The following is a 22,604-nucleotide window of genomic DNA, read 5'->3' as shown; positions in this document are numbered from 1 at the left end:
CTATGTCATGCCCGGTCATTGAGCTGACTCAGCAGCTTATTCGCCGCCCCTCCCTCAGCCCGGACGACGCAGGTTGTCAGGCACTCATGATCGAACGCCTGCGGGCGATTGGTTTTACCGTCGAGCACATGGATTTTGGCGATACCCAGAACTTCTGGGCATGGCGCGGTCAGGGCGAAACGCTGGCCTTTGCCGGACATACGGACGTGGTGCCCGCCGGGGACGCCGACCGCTGGATCAACCCGCCGTTTGAACCGACGATCCGCGACGGCATGCTGTTTGGTCGCGGTGCGGCGGACATGAAGGGCTCGCTGGCGGCGATGGTCGTGGCAGCCGAGCGCTTCGTGGCCCAGCATCCTAACCATAAAAACCGCCTCGCGTTTCTGATCACCTCAGATGAAGAAGCCAGCGCCCATAACGGCACCGTTAAGGTGGTGGAGGCGCTGATGGCGCGCAACGAGCGCCTGGATTACTGCCTGGTGGGTGAACCGTCGAGCACCGAAGTGGTGGGCGACGTGGTGAAAAACGGCCGTCGCGGCTCCATGACCTGCAACCTGACCATTCACGGGGTGCAGGGCCACGTTGCCTATCCGCATCTGGCCGATAACCCGGTTCACCGCGCGGCGCCGATGCTGAACGAGCTGGTGGCTATCGAGTGGGATAAAGGCAACGAATTCTTCCCGCCGACCAGCATGCAGATTGCCAACGTGCAGGCCGGCACGGGCAGCAACAACGTCATCCCGGGTGATTTCTTTGTTCAGTTCAACTTCCGCTTCAGCACCGAGCTGACGGACGAGATGATCAAAGCCCGCGTTATCGCCCTGCTGGAAAAATACGAACTGCGCTACACCGTTGACTGGTGGGTTTCCGGCCAGCCGTTCCTGACCCAGCGCGGCAAGCTGGTGGATGCGGTGGTGAACGCTATCTCGCACTATAATGAAATTAAGCCACAACTGCTGACGACCGGCGGCACATCAGACGGTCGTTTTATTGCCCGCATGGGGGCACAAGTTGTCGAACTGGGCCCGGTGAACGCCACCATTCATAAAATCAATGAATGTGTTAACGCGGCAGATCTCCAGCTGCTGGCCCGTATGTATCAACGTATTATGGAGCAACTCGTCGCCTGACGAACGCTCTGACAAGGAATAGCAAATGGATTGGCTGGCAAAATATTGGTGGATTCTGGTGCTGGTGTTTCTGGTAGGCGTGCTGCTTAACGTGATTAAAGATCTCAAGCGCATTGACCCGAAAAAATACCTCGCCAACAAGCCCGATCTCCCGCCGCACCGTGATTTTAACGACAAGTGGGACGATGACGACGACTGGCCGAACAAAGACCAGAAGAAGTAATCGTCATCTTCACCCCTCACCCCGGCCCTCTCCCCAAAGGGGCGAGGGTGAAAAGCTGTCCCCTCTCCCCTTTGGGGAGAGGGTTAGGGTGAGGGGGGAAAACCTCACAGAAACTCTACGATATCATCGTCATTTGGCTTACCGCCGCTCAGCGCTTCATCAAAGTAGTGCTTCGGTACGGTGTAGCGCAGATGGTCGAGCGCAAACTGCATACTGCGGTCGTCAATGGCATGGCCCAGCTCATCAACAATATCCAGCGTCACGTCACCGCCTGCGGCAATCAGCGCTTCCTGTGCGGCAACCGCATGCGAAAGCTCAATCACCCGGTCTTCACCCCCGTGGATCAGGTGAACGGTGGTCTGGGTGGTCGCCGTCTGCGGCAGGGTGGCAAACCGGCCGTTGAAGGCAATCACGCGGGACGCCAGCCCCGGCTGCGCTTTGACGCTTTCAAGCGACATAATTGAGCCCTGCGAGAAGCCGATCAGCGCCGTGGCGTCTGCGCCAACCCCGCTGTGCTTCTGCCAGTAGCGCACCGTTTCAATGAATGTGGGCATAATCGCATCAATACGCGCCTGACGGTTCTCTTCCGTCACGCCCTGCACGGAAAACCACTGGCGACCGTTCGGGCCGCACGGCTCTACGCCGCCGATGCTGACAATGAGCGCGTCCGGGAAGACAGGGGCAAACCAGCTGCCAATCTGTCCCATATTGACGGCGTTATCGCCCACGCCATGAAACAGCAGCAGTAACTGTTTAGCCGGTTTGTCAGGGCTTTGAACAACAAAATGGTCATGTTTCATGGCGGTCTCCTTAATGGGTGACCTGGATTCTACGCCTCTCGGGGGTAATGACCATGCCACTTTACTGAAGAAGTCATTGAAAAAATTGCCATTGCAATACGGTGTCTTTCAGCTGCCGGCAGCGGGGACGATCGAGCGCTTCAAGCACCTGCGCCGTTTCGCGACGCAGCGCGACCAGCAGCCCCTTTCGCCCGGAGAGCCCCAGCTCAACGCCGAGCGCGGCATCCTCTTTCTGCCCTTCAATTTTTCCGCGCAGCGCCGGTACGGGCGCATCGGCCGCCTGCAGCAGGCGGGTTAACGCGGCAACGGAGGTTGAAAACGGGCGATGGGCAAAGGCAAACCCCGCCAGCTCCAGCCAGTCGTCATCATTAAGGGTAGCCTCCCAGCGGGCGTCTACCGGGATCTTTTCCCCGTTCCACGCTGAAAGTACCTGCGCATCCCGGCAGAGCCGCGCGTGCTCCTGGCGGCACAGCGCCTGCCCCGCCTCGCTCAGCGGCAACAGCGCCATTGCGGTATAACAGCCGCTGCTCGCCTCGCGGTGGCTGCCCATGCGCACCAGCACAAAGCCGCACCGCTGCCAGAAGCGCCAAAGCTCGTCGGTATAGCCGAAGCTGACGGACAGGTAATCCAGCCGGGCGTGCCGCTGGGCGTTGTGAATCAGCGCCCGCCCGATGCCCTCCCGCTGGCGAGCGGGGTGAACGGCCACGCGGGTGATGCGCTGTCCCCGGAGGGTCGCCGCCAGCGGAGAGCCGCCGTGCGCGGCCAGAGACTGCGCCACCAGATTACCGCGCGGGCGACGAAAGCCCGCCCACACCGCACGGCTCAGCCCTTCGCTCAACCCGCCCTCGTCCACCCGCCACAGCGCGCCCGCGAGCTCAGAGCCGGCGGCAGCCACCGAGAAATGCTGGCCCGGCGCGTCCATCAGGCGGCGCAGGTCGAGCGGCGAGGTGCGGTAGTGCGCCGCGCTGAGCAGCTCGTACAGGCGCGCGGTATACGCGTCGCCGGGAACCGAGGGATGGATTTGCACTTCCCCCTTGGGAAGGCGGTCGATAAGCGTATCGTCAAACAGCAGCGCATCAGCGATAACCCGCTCCAGCGGGCAGCCTGCCGCCCAGCGGATGGGGGCGGAGAGCGTAAAGCGCTGCAACCCTGCAAACCGGGCGCAGAACTTCAGCAAAAAGCCCCGCCCGGTGCCCTCGTAGCCCTGCACCGTGGTGGTGAGCAGCACGCGCGGAAAACGTCGCGCCAGCTTTTCCAGCAGCGGGCCGGGAATGGCCGCCGCCTCGTCGACAATCAGCCAGTCCGCCTGCACCGGGGAGGCCAGCAGCGCGTCCGGCGCCATAAAGCGGTAGCTGTCCCCGGCAAAGCGGGCAATCACCTCCGCGGCGGCTTTCGCTGGCGCGGTCACCACCGCGCTGCCGCTGATGTTGTTCAACAGCATGCCGGCCAGGGCAGATTTACCCCGCCCGCGCGGTGCGGTTACGGCGACAATGCCCGTCTTTACGTCAAGGAGCGCCGCCAGAATTTGGGCCTGCTCGCGCTGCGGCTCGCCGTTTGCGGGCTGCCAGTCGGGTAAGGCAGGAAGCGGCGGGAGATGCAGCGGCTCATGCTGCTGCCACAGAATCACGTCCGGGTCGGCGGCCAGCGCGCGGCAAAAATGGTGAACAAAGTTCGGCGTGGCGATGGGCTCCGGAGCGTCGCTCCAGCGCAGCGAATCGGCGTCCGGCTGCTTTGCCCAGGCGGAGAGCGGCGGCACCATCAGCACCAGCAGGCTTCCGGCGCGCAGCGTGCCGCTCACGGCGGCAAACGCCGAGACGTCAAAGCCGCGGCGGGCATCAAAAATAGCGTGCAAAAACTCGCGGCCGAGCAGATTGCTCAACGCCTTTGGGGCGGCGCTTGGCTCAACGGGCGCATCATCGCCCGTCCAAAGCCAGTCGCCCCGAAGCTGCTCGCGCAGGGCCAGCGCCTGCTCCTGCGCCCAGTGCGGCTCGCCGCTTAGCACCACCAGCCGACGGTGCCCTTTGCGCCGCAGCTCGCTTATGAGGCGTTCAAACGGCATTGCTTAGAGCGCTTTACCAAACGTATTGCACTGCGCCGGGTCGCCGCTGGCGAAGCCGCGCTTAAACCAGCTGTAGCGCTGCTCGGAGGTGCCGTGGGTGAAGCTGTCCGGCACCACGCGGCCCTGGCTTTGCTGCTGGAGACGATCGTCACCGATGGCCTGCGCCGCGTTAAGCGCCTCTTCGAGATCCCCCGCTTCCAGCACGCCCTGCTGCTGCATGCTGTGGCCCCAGACGCCCGCGAAGCAGTCCGCCTGCAGCTCCATACGCACCGACAGACGGTTCACTTCGGTCTGGGAGGCATTCTGCTGAAGCTGGCGCACTTTCGGCTCGATACCGAGCAGCTTCTGGACGTGATGCCCGACCTCATGGGCGATCACGTAGCCCTGGGCGAAATCGCCGTCGGCGCCAAGCTTGCGCTTCATGTCATCGTAGAAGGAGAGATCGATATAGACGGTGCTGTCGGCAGGACAATAGAACGGCCCCATCACCGACTGGCCGGTGCCGCACCCGGTGCGGGTTGCGCCGCGGTACATCACCAGTTTTGGCTGTTGGTAGGTGCGCCCCATCTTCTCGAAAAGCTGACCCCAGGTATCTTCCGTGGTCGCGAGGATCACCGAGGTGAACTTCGCCGCTTCGTCTTCGTTCGGGCTGATAGAACGCGGGGATTGTTGCTGCTGTTGCAGCGGTTGTCCGGTCATCAGACCGGTGAGATCGACACCGTAGTAGCCCGCCACCAGCACCACAATCAGCAGAATAATACCGCCTTTTCCGCTGGGTAACCGGAAGCCGGGGCCCCCCATTGAAGGCCCGCCGCCGCCACTGCTGCGCCTGTCTTCTACATTGTCACTTTCACGACGCCCTTGCCAGCGCATAACCACCTCGAACTATTCCATTTATAATAGCTATGATCGTAGGCGGTTAACGGCAAGATTACCATAGGAAACAAAGGTAAGACGCCAAAGGATGCGAACATCCTTTGGCAACTGAGGGGGTTAGTCGAGCTTAACGCCTAAACGATGAGCAACCGCTTCGTAGGCTTCAATCAGGCCACCGAGGCTCTGACGGAAACGGTCTTTGTCCATTTTATCCAGGGTTTCTTTATCCCACAGACGGCTGCCGTCCGGAGAGAACTCATCGCCCAGCACCACTTCGCCTTTGAACAGGCCGAACTCCAGCTTGAAGTCGACCAGGATCAGGCCCGCGTCATCAAACAGTTTTTTCAGCACGTCGTTCGCTTTGTAGGTCAGCTCCTGCATGCGCGCCAGGTTCTCTTTGCTCACCCAGCCGAAGGTTTCGCAGTAAGATTCGTTGACCATCGGGTCGTGCATGGCATCGTTTTTCAGGAACAGATCGAACAGCGGCGGGTTCAGCTCGATACCTTCTTCAATACCCAGACGCTTCACCAGGGAGCCCGCAGCGCGGTTACGCACGACGCATTCAACCGGCACCATATCCAGCTTTTTCACCAGACATTCGGTATCGGACAGCAACGCTTCCATCTGGGTCGGAATGCCCGCTTCGGCGAGTTTGGTCATAATGAAGTGGTTGAACTTGTTGTTCACCATGCCTTTACGATCGAACTGCTCAATGCGCGCGCCGTCCCCTGCTGACGTATCATTGCGGAATTCGAGCACCAACAGATCCGGGTTTTCCGTGCTGTATACGGTTTTCGCTTTGCCACGATACAACTCAGCTTGCTTCTGCATCTTCATTACTCCTGGTGTGATGATTTGTGTTCAAAACTGGGCATATTATGCCACGCACACGTTTGCGTAGCACGAAAATAAAAAGGGCTGGATTAACCAGCCCTGTTTTTTTATTTGCTGAATGCAGCCTGGAAGACCGCCACCAGCGCATCGTTCTGCGACTGGGTCAGCGTGTGACCTTTCGGATCGATGAACTGCAGACTACTGCGGTTATCGAGGTCACCTACCTGAATTTTATAATCGCCAGCCGTCAGGCCCGGATCGCGTGCGCCCAGGTCCTGCCATGCGCTGTCGGACAGCGGCTTGTAGGTGGCGGTCATGCTGCCCGTAGAACGGGTGCTGTCGGTCACCTTCATGCCCACTTTTTCAAGCGTGGCTGGCAGACGCTGCCAGGTCTGGTTAAACGGCGCGCGCACCACCAGCATTGGCAGACCGGTATCATCCGCGGCGCTCTGTACGTCGAAGGTCACACCGTTGCGGCTCTGCGCAGCGTTAGCCGCGTCGGTCGCGTTTTTATCCAGCCCTGCGGCAATCACGTTCAGCATTTCAGTGCTGTAGCGCTGCATTGAGGAGGCGTCAGCAACCGGTTTACCCGCCTGCTCCAGGTTCAGCAGCTTAACGGTAACCGCCTGCTGGTAACCCTGTGGCTTAACGGAGACTTGATAACGACCACGGTACTGCTGATCTTCATCCAGACGGTTCCACTCAACCCAGTCGGTTGTTAAGGTCTGGCCGGCGTCATCACGCTTGGTAATGGTGTAGTTTTTCGCCTGAATAACGCTGACAACCTGCGGCCACAGCGTGTTGTTACGCGCGCTTTCTACCATCAGAGAGGCGGTATCACCGGTGAACTGAGTACGCGCTCCGCTCACCAGCGCCAGAGGCTGTGCCGGTGGACGAATATCAAGCGCTTTACCAACCTGACCGCTACCGTTGGTCACGGGGATATTGTAATCGCCATTCTGGATCGGCAGGATCATGCCGGCAGGTGCGTGAAGTTCAGCAAGCGGTGTCGCATCCAGATAGGATTCATCACCGCTCACCTGGCGCTTGTAGCGCGAGTCTGAACTACAGGCAGCGAGCAGCATAACAAGCGAAACACTCGCAACCTTCGCCAGGCGCGACTTCTGTACTGAATAAGCCATCAAATCTCCCTAAACTTTACAGCAAACCGGCATGTTTCAGCGCGCCAGCGACGATTTCACGACCGCTGTCGGTAATCGGTGTCATTGGCAGACGCAACGTGTCGGTTGCTACAAGTCCCAATTCCTTACACGCCCATTTCACTGGGATCGGATTGGGTTCGACAAATAATTTATTGTGCAACGGCATCAGACGCTGATTAATCACGCGAGCTTCATCGAAATGCCCGGCCGCAGCCAGTTTGCACATTTCAGCCATATCGCGCGCCGCAACGTTAGAGGTGACGGAAATCACGCCATGACCACCAAGCTGCATGAAGTCCAGTGCGGTGGCATCGTCGCCGCTCAGCAGGATAAAGTCGTCTGAAACCAGCTCTTTGATCTGGTGAACACGACTTAAGTTCCCGGTGGCTTCTTTAATCCCGATAATATTTTTTACTTTCGAGAGGCGACCCACTGTTTCCGGCAGCATATCGCAGCCGGTACGGGACGGCACATTATACAGAATTTGTGGCAAGTCAGTATGTTCAGCGATGGCTTTGAAATGCTGGAACAGACCTTCCTGAGTTGGACGGTTGTAATAAGGGGTGACCGTCAGACAGCCGACAATGCCGCTGTCGTTAAAACGTTTGGTCAGGCTGATAGCTTCTGCGGTGGCGTTGGCCCCCGTTCCTGCGATGACCGGGATACGCCCGTCGGCCAGCTCCAGGGTCAGCATAACCACATCGCCGTGCTCTTCGTGGCTCAGCGTTGCAGATTCACCGGTAGTCCCTACCGAAACGATCGCCGAGGTACCATTGGCGACATGATAATCAATCAGCTTTTTCATGCTGGACCGGCAGACATTACCTTTTTCATCCATCGGTGTAACAAGCGCGACAATACTTCCCGTGAACATGGGCCATCCTCTGTGCGAACAAGAGCCTCAATGTTACGTTTGGAACTGTAATAAAAGCAAGCGACCTGAGGCTCTCAGGCGGTTGTATGCATGTTTTTTTTATGCTTTCCTTAGGAAGACTTAACCACGCAAAGGAAGAACAGGTTTGACAACCTCATCACAACATTACCTGGTTATCACTGCGCTGGGTGCTGACAGGCCGGGTATCGTGAATACCATCACCCGCCACGTGAGCAGCTGCGGCTGTAATATCGAAGACAGCCGCCTGGCTATGCTGGGTGAAGAGTTCACATTTATTATGCTGCTTTCCGGGTCATGGAATGCGATTACGCTTATCGAATCGACCCTGCCGCTGAAAGGCGCGGAGCTGGATTTGCTGATCGTGATGAAACGCACCACCGCTCGCCCTCGTCCGGCGATGCCTGCGACCGTCTGGGTACAGGTAGAAGTTCCTGATTCTCCGCATCTGATTGAACGCTTTACCGCGCTTTTTGACAGCCATCAGATGAACATTGCCGAACTGGTTTCCCGCACCCAACCCGGGGACGGGAGCACGCTTCCCACGCTGTTTATCCAGATTACCGCGCACAGTCCTGCCTCGCAGGATGCATCAAATATCGAGCAAGCGTTTAAAGCCCTCTGTACAGAATTAAACGCGCAGGGCAGTATAAGCGTCGTCAATTATTCGCAGCATGAACAAGATGGAGTTGATTAATGAATCCACTGAAAGCCGGTGACATCGCACCGAAATTTAGCCTGCCCGATCAAGACGGCGAGCAAGTAAATTTGACCGACTTCCAGGGACAGCGTGTTCTGGTCTATTTCTACCCGAAAGCCATGACCCCGGGCTGTACCGTACAGGCCTGTGGCTTACGCGACAACATGGACGAGTTGAAAAAGGCCGGCGTCGAAGTGCTGGGCATCAGCACCGACAAACCCGAAAAGCTGTCACGTTTTGCTGAAAAAGAGGTGCTGAATTTTACGCTCCTTTCTGACGAAGACCATCAGGTCTGCGAGCAGTTCGGCGTCTGGGGTGAGAAGTCATTTATGGGCAAAACCTACGACGGTATCCACCGCATCAGCTTCCTGGTTGACGCTGACGGTAAAGTTGAGCACGTGTTTGATGATTTCAAAACCAGCAACCACCACGACGTGGTGTTGAACTGGCTGAAAGAGAACGCCTGAGACGTTTGTGCCGGGTGGCGTTGCGCTTACCCGGCCTGCATTTCGCGTGTCGGTCGGGTAAGGCGAAGCCGCCCCCCGACAAAAACTACTTCTCTTCCACCGCCGGCACGTCCGGCCATGCGTGAACCACCGCTTTAATCAGCGTGGCCAGCGGAATGGCAAAGAACACGCCCCAGAATCCCCACAGTCCGCCGAAAATCACCACCGACAGAATGATCACCAGCGGATGCAGGTTAACCGCCTCTGAGAACAGCACCGGCACCAGCAGGTTGCCGTCCAGCCCCTGAATGATCAGATACACCGCGAAGCAGCTCCAGAACTCGGTGCCCAGACCAAACTGGAACAGCGCCACGCCCACCACCGGGATAGTCACGACAAACGCCCCGATGTACGGGATCAGCACCGAAAGCCCCACCAGCACCGCCAGCAGCAGCGAGTAGTTCAGGCCGAAGATTAAGAAGCCAATCCAGGTCGCCACGCCCACGACAATCATCTCCAGCACCTTGCCGCGAATGTAGTTGGTGATCTGCTGGTTCATCTCTTCCCACACCTGCCCGGCCAGGCCGCGATTGCGCGGCAGGATGCGCCGCACGGCGTTGAGCATCTGCTCTTTATCTTTGACCAGGAAGAAGACCATGAGCGGAACCAGTACCAGATAGACCGCCAGCGTCAGCAGGCCGACAAGGGACGCGAGGGAATATTTCACCACCGAATCGCCCATCGTCATGATGCGGGCGCGCATGTTTTCGGCCATCGCATCGATAATGCCCGCGTCCATCAGCGCCGGATAGCGTCGCGGCAGGGTGGCGGCAAAGTCGGAAAGCTTGTTTAACATGCCCGGCATATCGCGGATCAGGTAAATCCCCTGCTGCCAGGCTACCGGCATCACCACGAAGGACATCAGCAGCAGAATGCCGACAAACAGCACCAGCACGATGCTGGTCGCCCAGCGGCGGGAGCAGCCGATCCGCTCAAGACGCACCGTGGGCCACTCCAGCAGGTACGCCAGCACAATCGCCACCAGCAGCGGCGCAAGCAGGCCGCTGAAGAAGAACAGAATACCGAATCCGGCAACCAGAATAACCAGCAAAGCAATGGCTTCCGGATCGCTAAAACGGCGCCGGTACCACTGCATTAACATTTCGAGCATACAACCCTTCCCTGAATCTGACGGCTGGACTGAAACGGGAATTGTATCGAACTGTCATAAAAAAGACTTTCGCTTTTTGTATCAGCGTCACGATCCGCAAAACCCTGATGAATGGGATTTTCTTCATGCTTCAACACGGCTACACTCGCAGGGCAGTCGGGATGAACGATATACGGGTTCGTCGGTCAAATTAGCACATCCAAAATACAGGACAGTGGTTATGTTCAGGCAGTTGAAAAAAACACTGGTTGCGACACTTATCGCCGCGCTGACGGTTGGTCAGGTTATGCCTGCTTTTGCTGACTCTTCCGATAACTTGCCGGATATGGGCACCTCAGCAGGAAGCACGCTCTCCATTGGCCAGGAGATGCAGATGGGGGACTTTTACGTGCGCCAGCTGCGCGGCAGTGCGCCACTCATCAATGACCCGCTGCTGGTGCAATACATTAACGGCCTCGGGATGCGCCTGGTCGCTCACGCCAACTCGGTAAAGACCCCGTTCCACTTCTATTTAATCAATAACGACGAAATCAACGCCTTCGCCTTCTTCGGCGGCAACGTGGTGCTGCATTCGGCGTTATTCCGCTACTCCGATAACGAAAGCCAGCTCGCGTCGGTGATGGCCCACGAAATTTCCCACGTGACCCAGCGCCATCTGGCGCGCGCGATGGAAGACCAGAAGCGTAACGCCCCGCTGACCTGGGTGGGTGCGCTCGGCTCTATTCTTCTGGCCATGGCAAGCCCGCAGGCGGGCATGGCGGCGCTCACCGGTACGCTGGCGGGCACGCGTCAGGGAATGATCAGCTTTACCCAGCAGAACGAACAGGAAGCCGATCGTATCGGCATTCAGGTGTTGCAGCGTTCGGGCTTTGACCCGCAGGCAATGCCAAGCTTCCTGGAAAAACTGCTGGATCAGGCGCGTTACTCCACGCGTCCGCCGGAAATCTTACTGACTCACCCGCTGCCGGAAAGCCGCCTGTCCGACGCGCGTAACCGCGCCAACCAGATGCGTCCGGTGGTGGTGCAGTCGTCGCAGGATTTCTACATGGCGAAGGTCAGAACGCTCGGCATGTACAACTCCGGACGTAACCAGCTCACCAGCGACCTGCTCGACGCGCTGGCGAAGGGCAACGTGCGCGAAAAGAACGCCGCGCAATACGGTCAGGCGCTCCAGGCGATGGAGGCCAGCCGATACGACGACGCGCGCAAAGCGCTGCAGCCGCTGCTGGCCGCCGAGCCGAATAATCCGTGGTATCTCGACCTGTCTACCGACATCGATCTGGGGCAGAAAAAGCCCACCGATGCCATTAACCGTCTGAAAAACGCGAAGGACGTGCGCACTAACCCGGTGCTGCAGCTGAACCTGGCGAACGCCTACCTGCAGGGCGGCCAGGCGAACGAAGCGGCAAACATCCTGAACCGCTACACGTTTAACAATAAAGACGATCAAAACGGCTGGGATCTGCTGGCCCAGGCGGAAGCGCAGCTCGGCAACCGCGATCAGGAACTGGCCGCGCGCGCCGAAGGTTTCGCCCTGGTGGGTCGCCTCGATCAGGCCATTTCGATGCTGAGCAGCGCCAGCGCGCAGGTGAAGCTCGGCAGCCTGCAGCAGGCCCGCTATGACGCCCGTATCGATCAGCTGCGCGGACTGCAGCAGCGCTTCAAGCCGTACGAGAAGATGTAATTAAGGAGAGAAGTCATGACAGACGCGGTAAAAATCTACCACAACCCACGCTGCTCGAAGAGCCGCGACACGCTGAGCCTGCTGAAGTCTAACGGCGTCGAGCCGGAAGTGGTGCTGTATCTGGACACCCCGCCTGATGCCCAAACGATCAAAGCGCTGCTGCACATGCTGGGAATGGGTAGCGCGCGGGAGCTAATGCGTCGCAAAGAAGATCTTTATAAATCGCTGAACCTGGACGATGCGCACCTGAGCGAAGACCAGCTGATTCAGGCGATGGTCGAGAATCCAAAGCTTATTGAACGCCCTATTGTGGTGGCAAACGGTCAGGCGCGTATTGGTCGCCCGCCGGAAGATGTGCTCGAGATCCTCTAACCGCTTTGCCCGGTGGCGGTTTCAGCCGCACCGGGCGCAATCACAGCTTCAGAATATCTTTCACAAACGGAATGGTCAGCTTGCGCTGGGCGGTGATGGACGCGCGATCGAGCTGATCGAGCGTATCAAACAGCGTGCGCATTTCGCGATCCAGACGCTTGAGCAGAAAACGCCCCACGTCTTCCGGCAGTTCAAACCCGCGCAGCCGCGCGCGCAGCTGTAGCGCCTGGAGCTTGTCTTCATCCGACAGCGGCTGCAGCTTGTAGATTTGCCCCCAGTCCAGACGCGATGCCAGATCCGGCAGCCCCAGATTGAGCTGGCGCGGCGGGCGGTCGCCGGTGATCAGCAGCCGGGTTTTGCCCGACTCCAGAATGCGGTTGTAGAGATTAAACATCGCCATTTCCCACGGCTCATCTCCCGCGACGCATTCGATATTGTCGATGCAAACCAAAGAGAGGTGTTCCATTCCGTCGAGCACTTCCGGGACAAACCAGGTGCGTTTATCCAGAGGCACATAGCCTACCGCATCGCCGCGCGCCGAGAGCTCCGCGCAGGCCGCGTGCAGCAGGTGGCTGCGTCCCGCGCCTTCGCGTGACCAGATATAGATGTATCCGCTGTGCTCCTGGCGCAGCACGTTTTGCAGTGCAGCCAGTAAAGAGGGGTTATCGCCCGGCCAGAAACTCGCGAAAGTTTCGTCGTCAGGTAGATAAAGTGGCAGAGAGAGCTGTGCCGGTCCGTTCAGAAATACCTCAACCAGATCTTACATAAAATCGAAACGGAGTTTATCACGGAACCTGCAAGGTGAGAACCGGGCGGATCGCCCGCCCGGTTTTAGGATCAGTGTGACGCTTTTTCGCTGTCCTCTGCGTCCAGCACCACTTCTTCCGGGCGCAGAACGGAGATGAGCTTGAAGATCAGGCTCAGGGCCACGCCCACGATGGTTGCCAGCGCCATGCCTTTCAGCTCGGCGGCGCCGATGTGTACCTTCGCGCCGCTCACGCCGATGATCAGGATAACGGAGGTCAGGATCAGGTTTTGCGCTTTGCTGTAGTCCACTTTGGATTCAATCAGCACACGAATACCGGAGGCACCAATCACCCCGTACAGCAGCAGAGAGACGCCGCCCATCACCGGAACCGGGATGATCTGGATTGCCGCCGCCAGTTTGCCCACGCAGGAGAGCAGAATCGCGATGATCGCCGCCCCGCCGATGACCCAGGTGCTGTACACGCGGGTGATCGCCATGACGCCGATGTTCTCGCCGTAGGTGGTGTTTGGCGTGGAGCCGAAGAAACCGGAGATGATGGTAGACAGACCGTTCGCAAACATGGAGCGGTGCAGACCCGGGTCGCGGATCAGGTCGCGCTTCACGATGTTCGCCGTCACCACCAGGTGCCCGACGTGCTCGGCGATCACCACCAGCGCGGCAGGCAGAATGGTGAAGATGGCAAACCATTCAAAACGCGGGGTGTAGAATGTTGGCAGCGCGAACCAGTGCGCCTGGGCAATTGGCGTGGTATCCACAACGCCCATCGCGAAGGAGAGCGCATAGCCCGCCAGCACGCCGATCAGGATCGGGATAATCGCCATAAAGCCGCGGAACAGCACGGAGCCGAATACCGTCACGCCCAGGGTCACCAGGGAGATAATGATGGTTTTGGAATCCGCGGATTGACCGTCCGCCGGCAGCAGACCCGCCATATTCGCCGCGACGCCCGCCAGCTCAAGACCGATGACGGCAACGATTGCGCCCATCGCCGCAGGGGGGAACATCACGTCCAGCCAGCCGGTACCCGCTTTCTTCACGATGAAGGAAACCAGGCAGAACAGCACGCCGCACATAATAAAGCCGCCCAGCGCCACTTCATACCCTAGCGGCAGGAGCAGCAGAACCGGCGAGATAAAGGCAAAGCTTGAGCCCAGATACGCCGGGATTTTGCCCTTACAGATGAAGAGGTACAGCAGCGTGCCGACACCGTTGAACAGCAGCACGGTAGCCGGATTGATGTGAAACAGGATTGGCACCAGCACGGTTGCGCCAAACATCGCGAACAGGTGCTGCAAACTAAGCGGGATCGTCTGTAAAAGCGGCGGTCTTTCACTCACCCCGATAGCACGGCGCGTCATAGTGTTTTCCTCTAAGTATTGTTGTTGGTGTTTTATTCAAAAAAAAGCCGACTATCAAAGTCGGCTTTTTTATCGTTATTCGATTATTTAGTACCAAAAATCTTATCGCCGGCATCGCCAAGCCCCGGGATGATGTACCCGTGCTCGTTCAGCCCCTGGTCGATAGAAGCGGTATACAGCTCAACGTCCGGGTGCGCTTTTTCCAGCGCGGCAATGCCTTCCGGGGCAGCAACCAGAACCAGCACTTTGATGCTGCTGCAGCCCGCTTTTTTCAGCAGGTCGATGGTTGCAATCATCGAACCACCGGTCGCCAGCATTGGGTCAACCACCAGCGCCATACGCTCGTCGATGTTGGACACCAGCTTCTGGAAATACGGCACCGGCTCCAGCGTTTCTTCGTTACGGTAGATACCCACCACGCTGATGCGCGCGCTTGGTACATGCTCCAGCACGCCTTCCATCATGCCCAGACCCGCGCGCAGGATTGGCACAACGGTAATTTTCTTACCCTTGATCTGCTCAACCTGTACCGGGCCGTTCCAGCCTTCGATGGTTACTTTTTCGGTTTCGAGGTCAGAGGTCGCTTCATAAGTCAGCAGACTCCCGACTTCAGAGGCCAGTTCGCGAAAACGCTTAGTGCTGATGTCATGCTCACGCATCAGGCCCAGCTTGTGTTTAACGAGTGGGTGTTTCACTTCAACAATCTTCATTCTCATTCTCCTCTGAGGTGGCAACCGCAAAAAAATCGCGGGATTATACCGCTTTTTTCGGATTACGCCATACCCAACTTGCTTGACGTATATCAAGCAAAATGGTTTAGGCGTAAAAAAACCGGAGGCGAAACTCCGGCTTGGGTGCGGGGTTCTGCCGGGCGGCGCTAACGCTTACCCGGCCTACACGTCCCGTAGGCCCGGTCAGCGCAGCGCCACCGGGCAATTATAACTGCTCGCCGTTGCTCGCAATCACCTTCTGATACCACTCGAACGACTTCTTCTTGCTGCGGTTGAGCGTGCCGTTGCCTTCGTTATCCTTATCCACAAAGATAAAGCCGTAGCGTTTTTTCATTTCGCCCGTTCCGGCAGAAACCAGGTCGATGCAGCCCCACGGGGTGTAGCCCATCAGATCCACGCCGTCCTCCACCACCGCTTTTTTCATCTCGCGGATGTGCGCGGCAAGATAATCAATGCGGTACTGGTCGTTCACCGTGCCGTCGCTCTCCTGCACGTCGATGGCGCCAAAGCCATTCTCCACGATAAACAGCGGCAGCTGATAGTGATCCCAGAACCAGTTCAGGGAGTAGCGCAGGCCCACCGGGTCAATCTGCCAGCCCCAGTCGGACTTCTGCACGTACGGGTTGGAGACCAGGCTTTTGCTCTCGTCGTAATCCAGCTCCGGGTTGTCCGGCGTAGCTTTGGTGGCGAAGGACATGTAATAGCTGAAGCCGATGTAATCCACGCAGCCCTGCTTCAGCGCGGCTTTGTCCTCTTCGGTGATGTCCAGCTCGAATCCGCGGCGCGCGAAGTAGTTCAGCAGGTGCTGCGGATAGCTGCCGCGCACGTGAACGTCGGTGAACCAGTAGCGGCGGTGCATGGCGTTCATCGCCATCATCATGTCGTCCGGCGCGCAGGTCAGCGGGTAGATTGGGCACATGGCGATCATGCAGCCAATCTGCAGCGACGGGTTGATCTCGCGTCCGGCCTTCACCGCCAGGGCGCTGGCCACCAGCTCATAGTGCGCGGCCTGGAACATCACCGGCTCGCGATCTTCATCCGGCGCGTATTTCAGCCCGGAGTTGGTGAACGGCGCGAAATCCTCGTGGAAGTTGGCCTGGTTGTTGATCTCGTTGAAGGTCATCCAGTACTTCACCTTGTGCTGGTAGCGGGTGAAGACCACCTGCGCGAAACGCACGAAGAAATCGATCAGCTTGCGGTTGCGCCAGCCGCCGTATTCGGTGACCAGATGGAACGGCATCTCGAAATGGGAAAGCGTGATCACCGGCTCGATGCCGTACTTCAGGCACTCGTCGAACAGGTCGTCGTAGAATTTCAGGCCCGCTTCGTTTGGCTGCTGCTCATCCCCTTTCGGGAAAATCCGCGTCCAGGCGATAGAGGTTCGGAAGCATTTGAAACCCATCTCGGCAAACAGGCGGATGTCTTCTTTATAGCGATGGTAGAAGTCGATGGCGTCGTGGTTCGGGTAATTTTTCCCCTGCAGCACGCCGTTGGTGATTTCACGCGGCACGCCGTGCGCGCCTGCGGTCATCACGTCGGCGACGCTGACGCCCTTACCGCCCTCTTTCCAGCCGCCTTCCAGCTGATGCGCCGCCACCGCGCCGCCCCACAGAAAACCTTCTTTGAATCCTGACATTCTCTTTCCCTCATTCTGCGTTATTTTCTGCAAAAACAATTACAGAAACCGGTTTCATGGCGATGATGTGCAAAGGGATTATGGGTTGCAAGCAGAACACCGAAACCGGTTTCATTTTCGTGAACGCAGTCAAGTTTGGCCGCATTATCCGGCCACGCGGAAAAAAAGATCCCCACGCCGAGAATAGGCTCGCAAACGTTTGCCTTGGCTGTTAGAATTGCGCCGATTTTTCTTACTAGCTATGCAATCGCGTGGGGACTTGAGCCGTGACCAACAAAACTTCTCTCAGCTACAAAGATGCCGGTGTTGATATTGACGCAGGTAATGCGCTGGTTGACCGAATCAAAGGTGTGGTGAAAAAAACCCGCCGCCCGGAAGTGATGGGTGGTCTGGGTGGATTCGGCGCACTGTGCGCGCTGCCGCAAAAATATCGTGAACCTGTTCTGGTCTCGGGTACTGACGGTGTGGGTACAAAACTGCGCCTGGCGATGGATCTTAAGCGTCACGACACGATCGGTATCGATCTGGTCGCGATGTGTGTGAACGACCTGGTGGTTCAGGGCGCCGAGCCGCTGTTCTTCCTCGACTACTACGCGACCGGCAAGCTGGACGTGGACACCGCAGCCAGCGTCATCAGCGGCATCGCCGAAGGTTGCCTGCAGTCAGGCTGCGCGCTGGTCGGGGGTGAAACCGCCGAGATGCCGGGCATGTATCACGGCGAAGATTATGACGTCGCAGGCTTCTGCGTCGGCGTGGTAGAAAAATCAGAAATTATCGACGGCAGCAAAGTGGCTGACGGCGATGTGCTGGTTGCCCTGGCCTCCAGCGGCCCGCACTCTAACGGCTATTCTCTGGTGCGTAAAATCCTCGAAGTGAGCGGCTGCGACCCGCTGACCACCGAGCTTGACGGCAAGCCACTGGCGGATCACCTGCTGGCGCCAACCCGCATCTACGTGAAAAACGTGCTGGAACTGATTGCGAACGTTGACGTTCACGCTATCGCCCACCTGACCGGCGGCGGCTTCTGGGAAAACATTCCGCGCGTCCTGCCGGACAACACCCAGGCGGTGATCGACGAGTCCTCCTGGCAGTGGCCGTCCGTGTTTAACTGGCTGCAGACGGCGGGCAACGTGAGTTCTCACGAAATGTACCGCACCTTCAACTGCGGCGTGGGCATGGTTATCGCCCTGCCGGCCAGCGAAGCGGATAAAGCCATTGCGCTGCTCAATGAGAAAGGTGAAAACGCGTGGAAAATCGGTACGATTAAAGCTTCCGATTCCGAACAGCGTGTGGTCATTGAATGAAAAACATCGTGGTGCTCATTTCCGGTAACGGAAGCAACTTGCAGGCCATTATAGAGGCCTGCGAACAGAAGCGGATTGGTGGCACCCTTCGCGCAGTTTTCAGCAACAAGGCCGACGCGTTCGGCCTTGAGCGCGCCCGCAGCGCCAATATTCCGGCGCACGCGCTGGAGGCCAGCCAGTTCTCCGGCCGCGAGGCCTTTGACCGCGAGCTGATGCAGGAAATTGACGCCTACGCACCGGATGTGGTGGTGCTGGCGGGATACATGCGTATCCTCAGTCCGGCGTTTGTCGCCCACTATTCCGGGCGCCTGCTGAATATCCACCCTTCCCTTCTGCCAAAATATCCCGGCCTGCATACCCATCGTCAGGTGCTGGAGAACGGCGACGAGGAGCACGGCACCTCGGTGCATTTTGTCACGGACGAGCTGGACGGCGGCCCGGTCATTTTACAGGCGAAAGTGCCCGTCTTTGACGGCGACACCGAAGACGACGTGACCGAGCGCGTGCAGGCTCAGGAACATGCCATTTACCCGCTGGTGGTGAGCTGGTTTGTCGACGGGCGTCTGGAGATGCGTAACGGCAAAGCCTGGCTGGACGGCGCAGCGCTTCCGCCGGAAGGCTATGCGGCGGACGAGTAACCTGTAATGTCGGGTGGCGCTGCGCTTACCCGACCTTTTCCCTGCATCATCCGACATTCCCTCCCCCAAGCCTCTAAAATCCCCCAGAAAAAAAATAACTGTCATACTTTTCTGGCACTGTTGGACATATCGTGGAAATGCTCGCCATAATAAGGACGAGAAGGATTACCACGTCCTGTGATTGAACTGGAGTGTGAGCTGTAATGGGTCAGGAAAAGTTATATATCGAGAAAGAGCTAAGCTGGTTAGCGTTTAACGAGCGTGTCCTTCAGGAAGCGGCAGACAAAAGTAACCCGCTGATTGAGCGTATGCGTTTTTTGGGTATTTATTCCAATAACCTGGATGAATTCTATAAAGTGCGCTTCGCCGAGCTGAAGCGTCGAATCATCATCAGCGAAGAGCAAGGCCTGAATTCGCACTCGCGGCATCTGCTTGGCAAAATCCAGGCCCGCGTGCTGAAAGCCGATCAGGAGTTTGACGGACTGTACAACGAGCTGCTGCTGGAAATGGCGCGCAACCAAATCTTCCTGATCAACGAACGCCAGCTCTCCGTGAACCAGCAAAGCTGGCTGCGCCACTACTTCAAACATTACCTGCGCCAGCACATCACCCCGATCCTCATCAACCGCGAAACGGACCTGGTGCAGTTCCTGAAGGACGATTACACCTATCTGGCGGTCGAAATTATTCGCGGCGAATCCATTCGCTACGCGCTGCTGGAAATCCCGTCCGACAAGGTTCCGCGCTTTGTGAACCTGCCGCCGGAAACCCCGCGCCGCCGCAAGCCGATGATCCTGCTCGACAACATCCTGCGCTACTGCCTGGACGACATTTTCAAAGGCTTCTTCGACTACGACGCGCTCAACGCCTATTCCATGAAAATGACCCGTGACGCCGAGTATGACCTGGTGCACGAGATGGAATCGAGCCTGATGGAGCTGATGTCCTCCAGCCTGAAACAACGTCTGACCGCAGAGCCGGTGCGCTTCGTGTATCAGCGCGACATGCCGGACGCGATGGTCGAAATGCTGCGCGAAAAGCTGACCATTTCCCGCTACGACTCCATCGTTCCCGGCGGTCGTTACCACAACTTTAAGGACTTTATTGGCTTCCCGAACGTCGGCAAAGCCAATCTGGTGAACAAGCCGCTGCCGCGCCTGCGCCATATCTGGTTTGATAAGTTCCGCAACGGCTTCGACGCCATTCGCGAGCGCGATGTCCTGCTCTACTATCCGTACCACACCTTTGAACACGTGCTGGAACTGCTGCGCCAGGCCTCGTTCGACCCTAACGTGCTGGCGATCAAGATCAACATCTACCGCGTGGCGAAAGACTCGCGCATTATCGACGCGATGATCCACGCCGCGCACAACGGCAAGAAAGTGACCGTGGTGGTCGAGCTGCAGGCGCGCTTCGACGAAGAAGCCAACATTCACTGGGCGCGTCGCCTCACCGAAGCGGGCGTACACGTTATCTTCTCCGCCCCTGGCCTGAAAATTCACGCCAAGCTGTTCCTTATCTCGCGTAAGGAAGGCGAAGACGTGGTGCGCTATGCCCATATCGGCACCGGGAACTTTAACGAGAAAACCGCGCGTATTTACACCGACTACTCGCTGCTGACCGCCGATGCGCGCATCACCAACGAGGTGCGCCGGGTGTTTAACTTCATCGAGAACCCGTATCGCCCGGTGAGTTTCGACTATCTGCTGGTGTCGCCGCAAAACTCGCGTCGTCTGCTGTACGAGATGATCGACAAAGAGATCGCCAACGCGCAGAACGGCCTTTCATCCGGCATCACGCTGAAGCTCAACAACCTGGTAGACAAGGGGCTGGTGGACAGGCTGTACGCCGCGTCCAGCTCGGGCGTGCCGGTCAATCTGCTGATCCGCGGCATGTGCTCCCTTATTCCGGAGCTGGAAGGCATCAGCGAGAATATTCGCGTCATCAGCATCGTTGACCGCTATCTGGAACACGATCGGGTCTATATTTTTGATAATGCGGGCGATAAGCAGGTTTATCTCTCCTCTGCGGACTGGATGACGCGCAACATCGACTACCGAATTGAGGTGGCCACGCCGCTGCTGGACCCGCGTCTGAAGCAGCGGATCCTCGACATTATCGAGCTTTTGTTTAGCGATACGGTGAAAGCGCGCCATATCGACAAAGAACTCAGTAACCGCTACGTGTCGCGCGGCAACCGCCGCAAAGTGCGCTCACAGCTGGCGATTTACGACTATATCAAATCACTCGAGCAACCTGATTAACCTATGCCGATAAACGATAAGACCCCACGCCCGCAGGAATTTGCCGCGGTCGATCTAGGCTCAAACAGTTTCCACATGGTCATCGCCCGCGAGGTGGATGGCGCGATGCAGATCATCGGTCGTCTGAAGCAGCGGGTGCATCTGGCCGACGGGCTGGATGAGAAAAGTATGCTCAGCGAAGAGGCGATGGAGCGCGGCCTGAACTGCCTGTCTCTGTTCGCTGAACGTCTGCAAGGTTTTCTACCGTCCAGCGTCTGCATCGTCGGCACGCACACCCTGCGCCAGGCGCTGAACGCGTCGGAATTTCTCAAGCGCGCCGAAAAAGTGATCCCCTACCCGATTGAGATCATCTCGGGTAATGAAGAAGCGCGTCTGATCTTTATGGGCGTGGAGCACACGCAGCCGGAAAAAGGCCGCAAGCTGGTGATTGATATCGGCGGCGGCTCGACGGAGCTGGTCATCGGTGAAGACTTCGAGCCACGCCTGGTGGAAAGCCGCCGGATGGGCTGCGTCAGCTTCGCCCAGATGTACTTCCCGGGCGGCACCATCACCCGTGAAAACTTCCAGCGCGCGCGCATGGCCGCCGTGCAAAAGCTGGAATCGCTCGCCTGGCAGTATCGTATTCAGGGCTGGAACGTGGCGCTTGGCGCGTCCGGCACCATTAAAGCGGCGCACGAAGTGCTGCTGGCGATGGGCGAAAAAGACGGGTTTATCACCCCGGAACGCCTGACCATGCTCGCCGAAGAGGTGATCAAACATAAAAGCTTTGACGCGCTGAGCCTGCCGGGCCTGTCCGATGAGCGCAAAGCGGTGTTTGTGCCGGGACTGGCGATCCTTTGCGGCGTGTTTGACGCGCTGGCAATCAAAGAGCTGCGCCTGTCCGACGGCGCCCTGCGCGAAGGCGTGCTGTATGAAATGGAAGGCCGCTTCCGTCATCAGGACATCCGCAGCCGCACGGCGCAGAGCCTGGCGAACCAGTACAACATTGACCGCGAGCAGGCCAAGCGCGTGCTGGACACCACCACCCAGATGTACGAGCAGTGGCAGGAGCAGAATCCGAAGCTCGATCACCCGCAACTTGCCGCCCTGCTGAAATGGGCTGCCATGCTGCACGAAGTAGGTCTGAATATTAACCACAGCGGGATGCATCGCCATTCGGCCTATATCCTGCAAAACAGCGATCTGCCGGGCTTTAACCAGGAGCAGCAGACCATGATGGCGACGCTGGTTCGCTACCACCGTAAAGCGATTAAGCTTGACGATCTGCCGCGCTTTACCCTGTTCAAGAAGAAGCAGTTCCTGCCGCTAATCCAGCTGCTGCGTCTTGGCGTGCTGCTCAACAACCAGCGTCAGGCGACCACTACGCCGCCCACGCTGAAGCTGAAAACGGACGATCACCACTGGACGCTGAGCTTCCCGCACGACTGGTTCAGCCAGAACGCGCTGGTGCTGCTGGATCTGGAGCGCGAGCAGCAGTACTGGGAAGCGGTGACCGGCTGGATGCTGAAGATTGAAGAAGAGAGCTCCCCCGACGCCGACGTTGCGGCGTAAGGC

At 58.1% G+C, this 22,604-nt stretch carries 21 protein-coding genes; 10 read left to right on the top strand and 11 right to left on the bottom strand.

Going from position 1 to position 22,604, the window contains the following annotated elements; translation table 11 throughout:
- Positions 1-2 precede the first annotated feature (2 nt).
- Positions 3-1,130 carry a succinyl-diaminopimelate desuccinylase gene (gene dapE, locus AB6V08_RS05110; protein ID WP_368541666.1) on the top strand — a complete coding sequence of 376 codons (1,128 nt, stop codon included), beginning with the start codon at positions 3-5 and terminating at the stop codon, positions 1,128-1,130.
- Between the two features lie 25 nt (positions 1,131-1,155).
- Positions 1,156-1,353, top strand: coding sequence for a hypothetical protein (locus AB6V08_RS05105; protein WP_368541665.1), 198 nt, complete (start codon positions 1,156-1,158; stop codon positions 1,351-1,353).
- Between the two features lie 104 nt (positions 1,354-1,457).
- Here the strand turns inward: AB6V08_RS05105 and ypfH are convergent, their stop codons facing one another.
- The 6 genes from ypfH to dapA all read right to left on the bottom strand — a co-directional run bounded on the left by ypfH (position 1,458) and on the right by dapA (position 7,959).
- Positions 1,458-2,153 carry an esterase gene (ypfH, locus tag AB6V08_RS05100; protein ID WP_368541664.1) on the bottom strand — a complete coding sequence of 232 codons (696 nt, stop codon included), beginning with the start codon at positions 2,151-2,153 and terminating at the stop codon, positions 1,458-1,460.
- 73 nt (positions 2,154-2,226) lie between these two features.
- The gene (locus AB6V08_RS05095) at positions 2,227-4,212 is read right to left on the bottom strand and encodes a tRNA(Met) cytidine acetyltransferase TmcA (RefSeq protein WP_368541663.1); all 1,986 of its coding nucleotides are present in this window, start codon (positions 4,210-4,212) and stop codon (positions 2,227-2,229) included.
- Positions 4,213-4,215: 3 nt separating this feature from the next.
- Positions 4,216-5,085: a KPN_02809 family neutral zinc metallopeptidase gene (gene ypfJ, locus AB6V08_RS05090; protein WP_368541662.1), complete on the bottom strand. Its 870-nt coding sequence runs from the start codon at positions 5,083-5,085 to the stop codon at positions 4,216-4,218.
- 120 nt (positions 5,086-5,205) lie between these two features.
- On the bottom strand, positions 5,206-5,919 hold the full coding sequence (gene purC / locus AB6V08_RS05085) for a phosphoribosylaminoimidazolesuccinocarboxamide synthase (RefSeq protein WP_042320387.1): 714 nt from the start codon (positions 5,917-5,919) through the stop codon (positions 5,206-5,208).
- A 110-nt stretch (positions 5,920-6,029) separates the two neighbouring features.
- Positions 6,030-7,064, bottom strand: a complete 1,035-nt coding sequence (gene bamC, locus AB6V08_RS05080; protein WP_368541660.1) for an outer membrane protein assembly factor BamC — start codon at positions 7,062-7,064, stop codon at positions 6,030-6,032.
- 16 nt (positions 7,065-7,080) lie between these two features.
- The gene (gene dapA, locus AB6V08_RS05075) at positions 7,081-7,959 is read right to left on the bottom strand and encodes a 4-hydroxy-tetrahydrodipicolinate synthase (RefSeq protein WP_368541658.1); all 879 of its coding nucleotides are present in this window, start codon (positions 7,957-7,959) and stop codon (positions 7,081-7,083) included.
- A gap of 145 nt (positions 7,960-8,104) precedes the next feature.
- Between dapA and AB6V08_RS05070 the strand changes: the two genes are divergently transcribed.
- The gene (locus AB6V08_RS05070; protein WP_368541657.1) at positions 8,105-8,674 is read left to right on the top strand and encodes a glycine cleavage system transcriptional repressor; all 570 of its coding nucleotides are present in this window, start codon (positions 8,105-8,107) and stop codon (positions 8,672-8,674) included.
- The gene (gene bcp / locus AB6V08_RS05065) at positions 8,674-9,144 is read left to right on the top strand and encodes a thioredoxin-dependent thiol peroxidase (RefSeq protein WP_368541655.1); all 471 of its coding nucleotides are present in this window, start codon (positions 8,674-8,676) and stop codon (positions 9,142-9,144) included. Before AB6V08_RS05070 ends, bcp begins: the two co-directional genes overlap by 1 nt.
- An 85-nt stretch (positions 9,145-9,229) precedes the next feature.
- Here bcp and AB6V08_RS05060 read toward each other — a convergent pair whose 3' ends face one another.
- Positions 9,230-10,294, bottom strand: a complete 1,065-nt coding sequence (locus AB6V08_RS05060) for an AI-2E family transporter (protein WP_368541654.1) — start codon at positions 10,292-10,294, stop codon at positions 9,230-9,232.
- Positions 10,295-10,514: 220 nt separating this feature from the next.
- Between AB6V08_RS05060 and bepA the strand changes: the two genes are divergently transcribed.
- The gene (gene bepA, locus AB6V08_RS05055) at positions 10,515-11,978 is read left to right on the top strand and encodes a beta-barrel assembly-enhancing protease (RefSeq protein ID WP_368541653.1); all 1,464 of its coding nucleotides are present in this window, start codon (positions 10,515-10,517) and stop codon (positions 11,976-11,978) included.
- Between the two features lie 15 nt (positions 11,979-11,993).
- Positions 11,994-12,350 carry an arsenate reductase (glutaredoxin) gene (arsC, locus tag AB6V08_RS05050; protein WP_368541652.1) on the top strand — a complete coding sequence of 119 codons (357 nt, stop codon included), beginning with the start codon at positions 11,994-11,996 and terminating at the stop codon, positions 12,348-12,350.
- Positions 12,351-12,390: 40 nt separating this feature from the next.
- Here arsC and AB6V08_RS05045 read toward each other — a convergent pair whose 3' ends face one another.
- The 4 genes from AB6V08_RS05045 to AB6V08_RS05030 form a co-directional block, all read right to left on the bottom strand.
- Positions 12,391-13,092, bottom strand: a complete 702-nt coding sequence (locus AB6V08_RS05045; RefSeq protein ID WP_368541857.1) for a DnaA inactivator Hda — start codon at positions 13,090-13,092, stop codon at positions 12,391-12,393.
- A gap of 95 nt (positions 13,093-13,187) precedes the next feature.
- Complete coding sequence (uraA, locus tag AB6V08_RS05040; RefSeq protein ID WP_368541651.1) at positions 13,188-14,477, bottom strand: uracil permease; 1,290 nt, start codon at positions 14,475-14,477, stop codon at positions 13,188-13,190.
- Between the two features lie 83 nt (positions 14,478-14,560).
- Positions 14,561-15,187 carry a uracil phosphoribosyltransferase gene (gene upp / locus AB6V08_RS05035; protein ID WP_008501641.1) on the bottom strand — a complete coding sequence of 209 codons (627 nt, stop codon included), beginning with the start codon at positions 15,185-15,187 and terminating at the stop codon, positions 14,561-14,563.
- A gap of 226 nt (positions 15,188-15,413) precedes the next feature.
- The gene (locus tag AB6V08_RS05030) at positions 15,414-16,844 is read right to left on the bottom strand and encodes a 6-phospho-beta-glucosidase (RefSeq protein WP_368541649.1); all 1,431 of its coding nucleotides are present in this window, start codon (positions 16,842-16,844) and stop codon (positions 15,414-15,416) included.
- A 266-nt stretch (positions 16,845-17,110) separates the two neighbouring features.
- Between AB6V08_RS05030 and purM the strand changes: the two genes are divergently transcribed.
- The 4 genes from purM to ppx all read left to right on the top strand — a co-directional run bounded on the left by purM (position 17,111) and on the right by ppx (position 22,601).
- Positions 17,111-18,148, top strand: a complete 1,038-nt coding sequence (gene purM / locus AB6V08_RS05025) for a phosphoribosylformylglycinamidine cyclo-ligase (protein ID WP_368541648.1) — start codon at positions 17,111-17,113, stop codon at positions 18,146-18,148.
- Positions 18,145-18,786, top strand: a complete 642-nt coding sequence (gene purN, locus AB6V08_RS05020) for a phosphoribosylglycinamide formyltransferase (RefSeq protein WP_368541647.1) — start codon at positions 18,145-18,147, stop codon at positions 18,784-18,786. Before purM ends, purN begins: the two co-directional genes overlap by 4 nt.
- A 203-nt stretch (positions 18,787-18,989) precedes the next feature.
- A complete protein-coding gene (gene ppk1, locus AB6V08_RS05015; RefSeq protein WP_368541646.1) occupies positions 18,990-21,050 on the top strand; it encodes a polyphosphate kinase 1 in 2,061 nt (686 codons plus the stop codon).
- A gap of 3 nt (positions 21,051-21,053) precedes the next feature.
- Entirely contained in the window at positions 21,054-22,601 is a 1,548-nt protein-coding gene (ppx, locus tag AB6V08_RS05010) for an exopolyphosphatase (protein ID WP_368541644.1), read from the top strand.
- Positions 22,602-22,604: the final 3 nt, after the last annotated feature.

This window comes from Enterobacter soli, assembly GCF_964208575.1.
GTDB lineage: Bacteria > Pseudomonadota > Gammaproteobacteria > Enterobacterales > Enterobacteriaceae > Enterobacter > Enterobacter soli_A.
Note: the sequence above shows the minus strand (reverse complement) of the source record. Positions and strands in the feature narration are given on the sequence as shown.

What these genes read in the sequence shown, in the direction of transcription:
- dapE (WP_368541666.1), top strand. Translation starts at nt 3, where the DNA reads ATGTCATGCCCGGTCATTGAGCTGACTCAGCAGCTTATTCGCCGCCCC.
- AB6V08_RS05105 (WP_368541665.1), top strand. Translation starts at nt 1,156, where the DNA reads ATGGATTGGCTGGCAAAATATTGGTGGATTCTGGTGCTGGTGTTTCTG.
- ypfH (WP_368541664.1), bottom strand. Translation starts at nt 2,153, where the DNA reads ATGAAACATGACCATTTTGTTGTTCAAAGCCCTGACAAACCGGCTAAA.
- AB6V08_RS05095 (WP_368541663.1), bottom strand. Translation starts at nt 4,212, where the DNA reads ATGCCGTTTGAACGCCTCATAAGCGAGCTGCGGCGCAAAGGGCACCGT.
- ypfJ (WP_368541662.1), bottom strand. Translation starts at nt 5,085, where the DNA reads ATGCGCTGGCAAGGGCGTCGTGAAAGTGACAATGTAGAAGACAGGCGC.
- purC (WP_042320387.1), bottom strand. Translation starts at nt 5,919, where the DNA reads ATGCAGAAGCAAGCTGAGTTGTATCGTGGCAAAGCGAAAACCGTATAC.
- bamC (WP_368541660.1), bottom strand. Translation starts at nt 7,064, where the DNA reads ATGGCTTATTCAGTACAGAAGTCGCGCCTGGCGAAGGTTGCGAGTGTT.
- dapA (WP_368541658.1), bottom strand. Translation starts at nt 7,959, where the DNA reads ATGTTCACGGGAAGTATTGTCGCGCTTGTTACACCGATGGATGAAAAA.
- bcp (WP_368541655.1), top strand. Translation starts at nt 8,674, where the DNA reads ATGAATCCACTGAAAGCCGGTGACATCGCACCGAAATTTAGCCTGCCC.
- AB6V08_RS05060 (WP_368541654.1), bottom strand. Translation starts at nt 10,294, where the DNA reads ATGCTCGAAATGTTAATGCAGTGGTACCGGCGCCGTTTTAGCGATCCG.
- bepA (WP_368541653.1), top strand. Translation starts at nt 10,515, where the DNA reads ATGTTCAGGCAGTTGAAAAAAACACTGGTTGCGACACTTATCGCCGCG.
- arsC (WP_368541652.1), top strand. Translation starts at nt 11,994, where the DNA reads ATGACAGACGCGGTAAAAATCTACCACAACCCACGCTGCTCGAAGAGC.
- uraA (WP_368541651.1), bottom strand. Translation starts at nt 14,477, where the DNA reads ATGACGCGCCGTGCTATCGGGGTGAGTGAAAGACCGCCGCTTTTACAG.
- upp (WP_008501641.1), bottom strand. Translation starts at nt 15,187, where the DNA reads ATGAAGATTGTTGAAGTGAAACACCCACTCGTTAAACACAAGCTGGGC.
- AB6V08_RS05030 (WP_368541649.1), bottom strand. Translation starts at nt 16,844, where the DNA reads ATGTCAGGATTCAAAGAAGGTTTTCTGTGGGGCGGCGCGGTGGCGGCG.
- purN (WP_368541647.1), top strand. Translation starts at nt 18,145, where the DNA reads ATGAAAAACATCGTGGTGCTCATTTCCGGTAACGGAAGCAACTTGCAG.
- ppk1 (WP_368541646.1), top strand. Translation starts at nt 18,990, where the DNA reads ATGGGTCAGGAAAAGTTATATATCGAGAAAGAGCTAAGCTGGTTAGCG.
- ppx (WP_368541644.1), top strand. Translation starts at nt 21,054, where the DNA reads ATGCCGATAAACGATAAGACCCCACGCCCGCAGGAATTTGCCGCGGTC.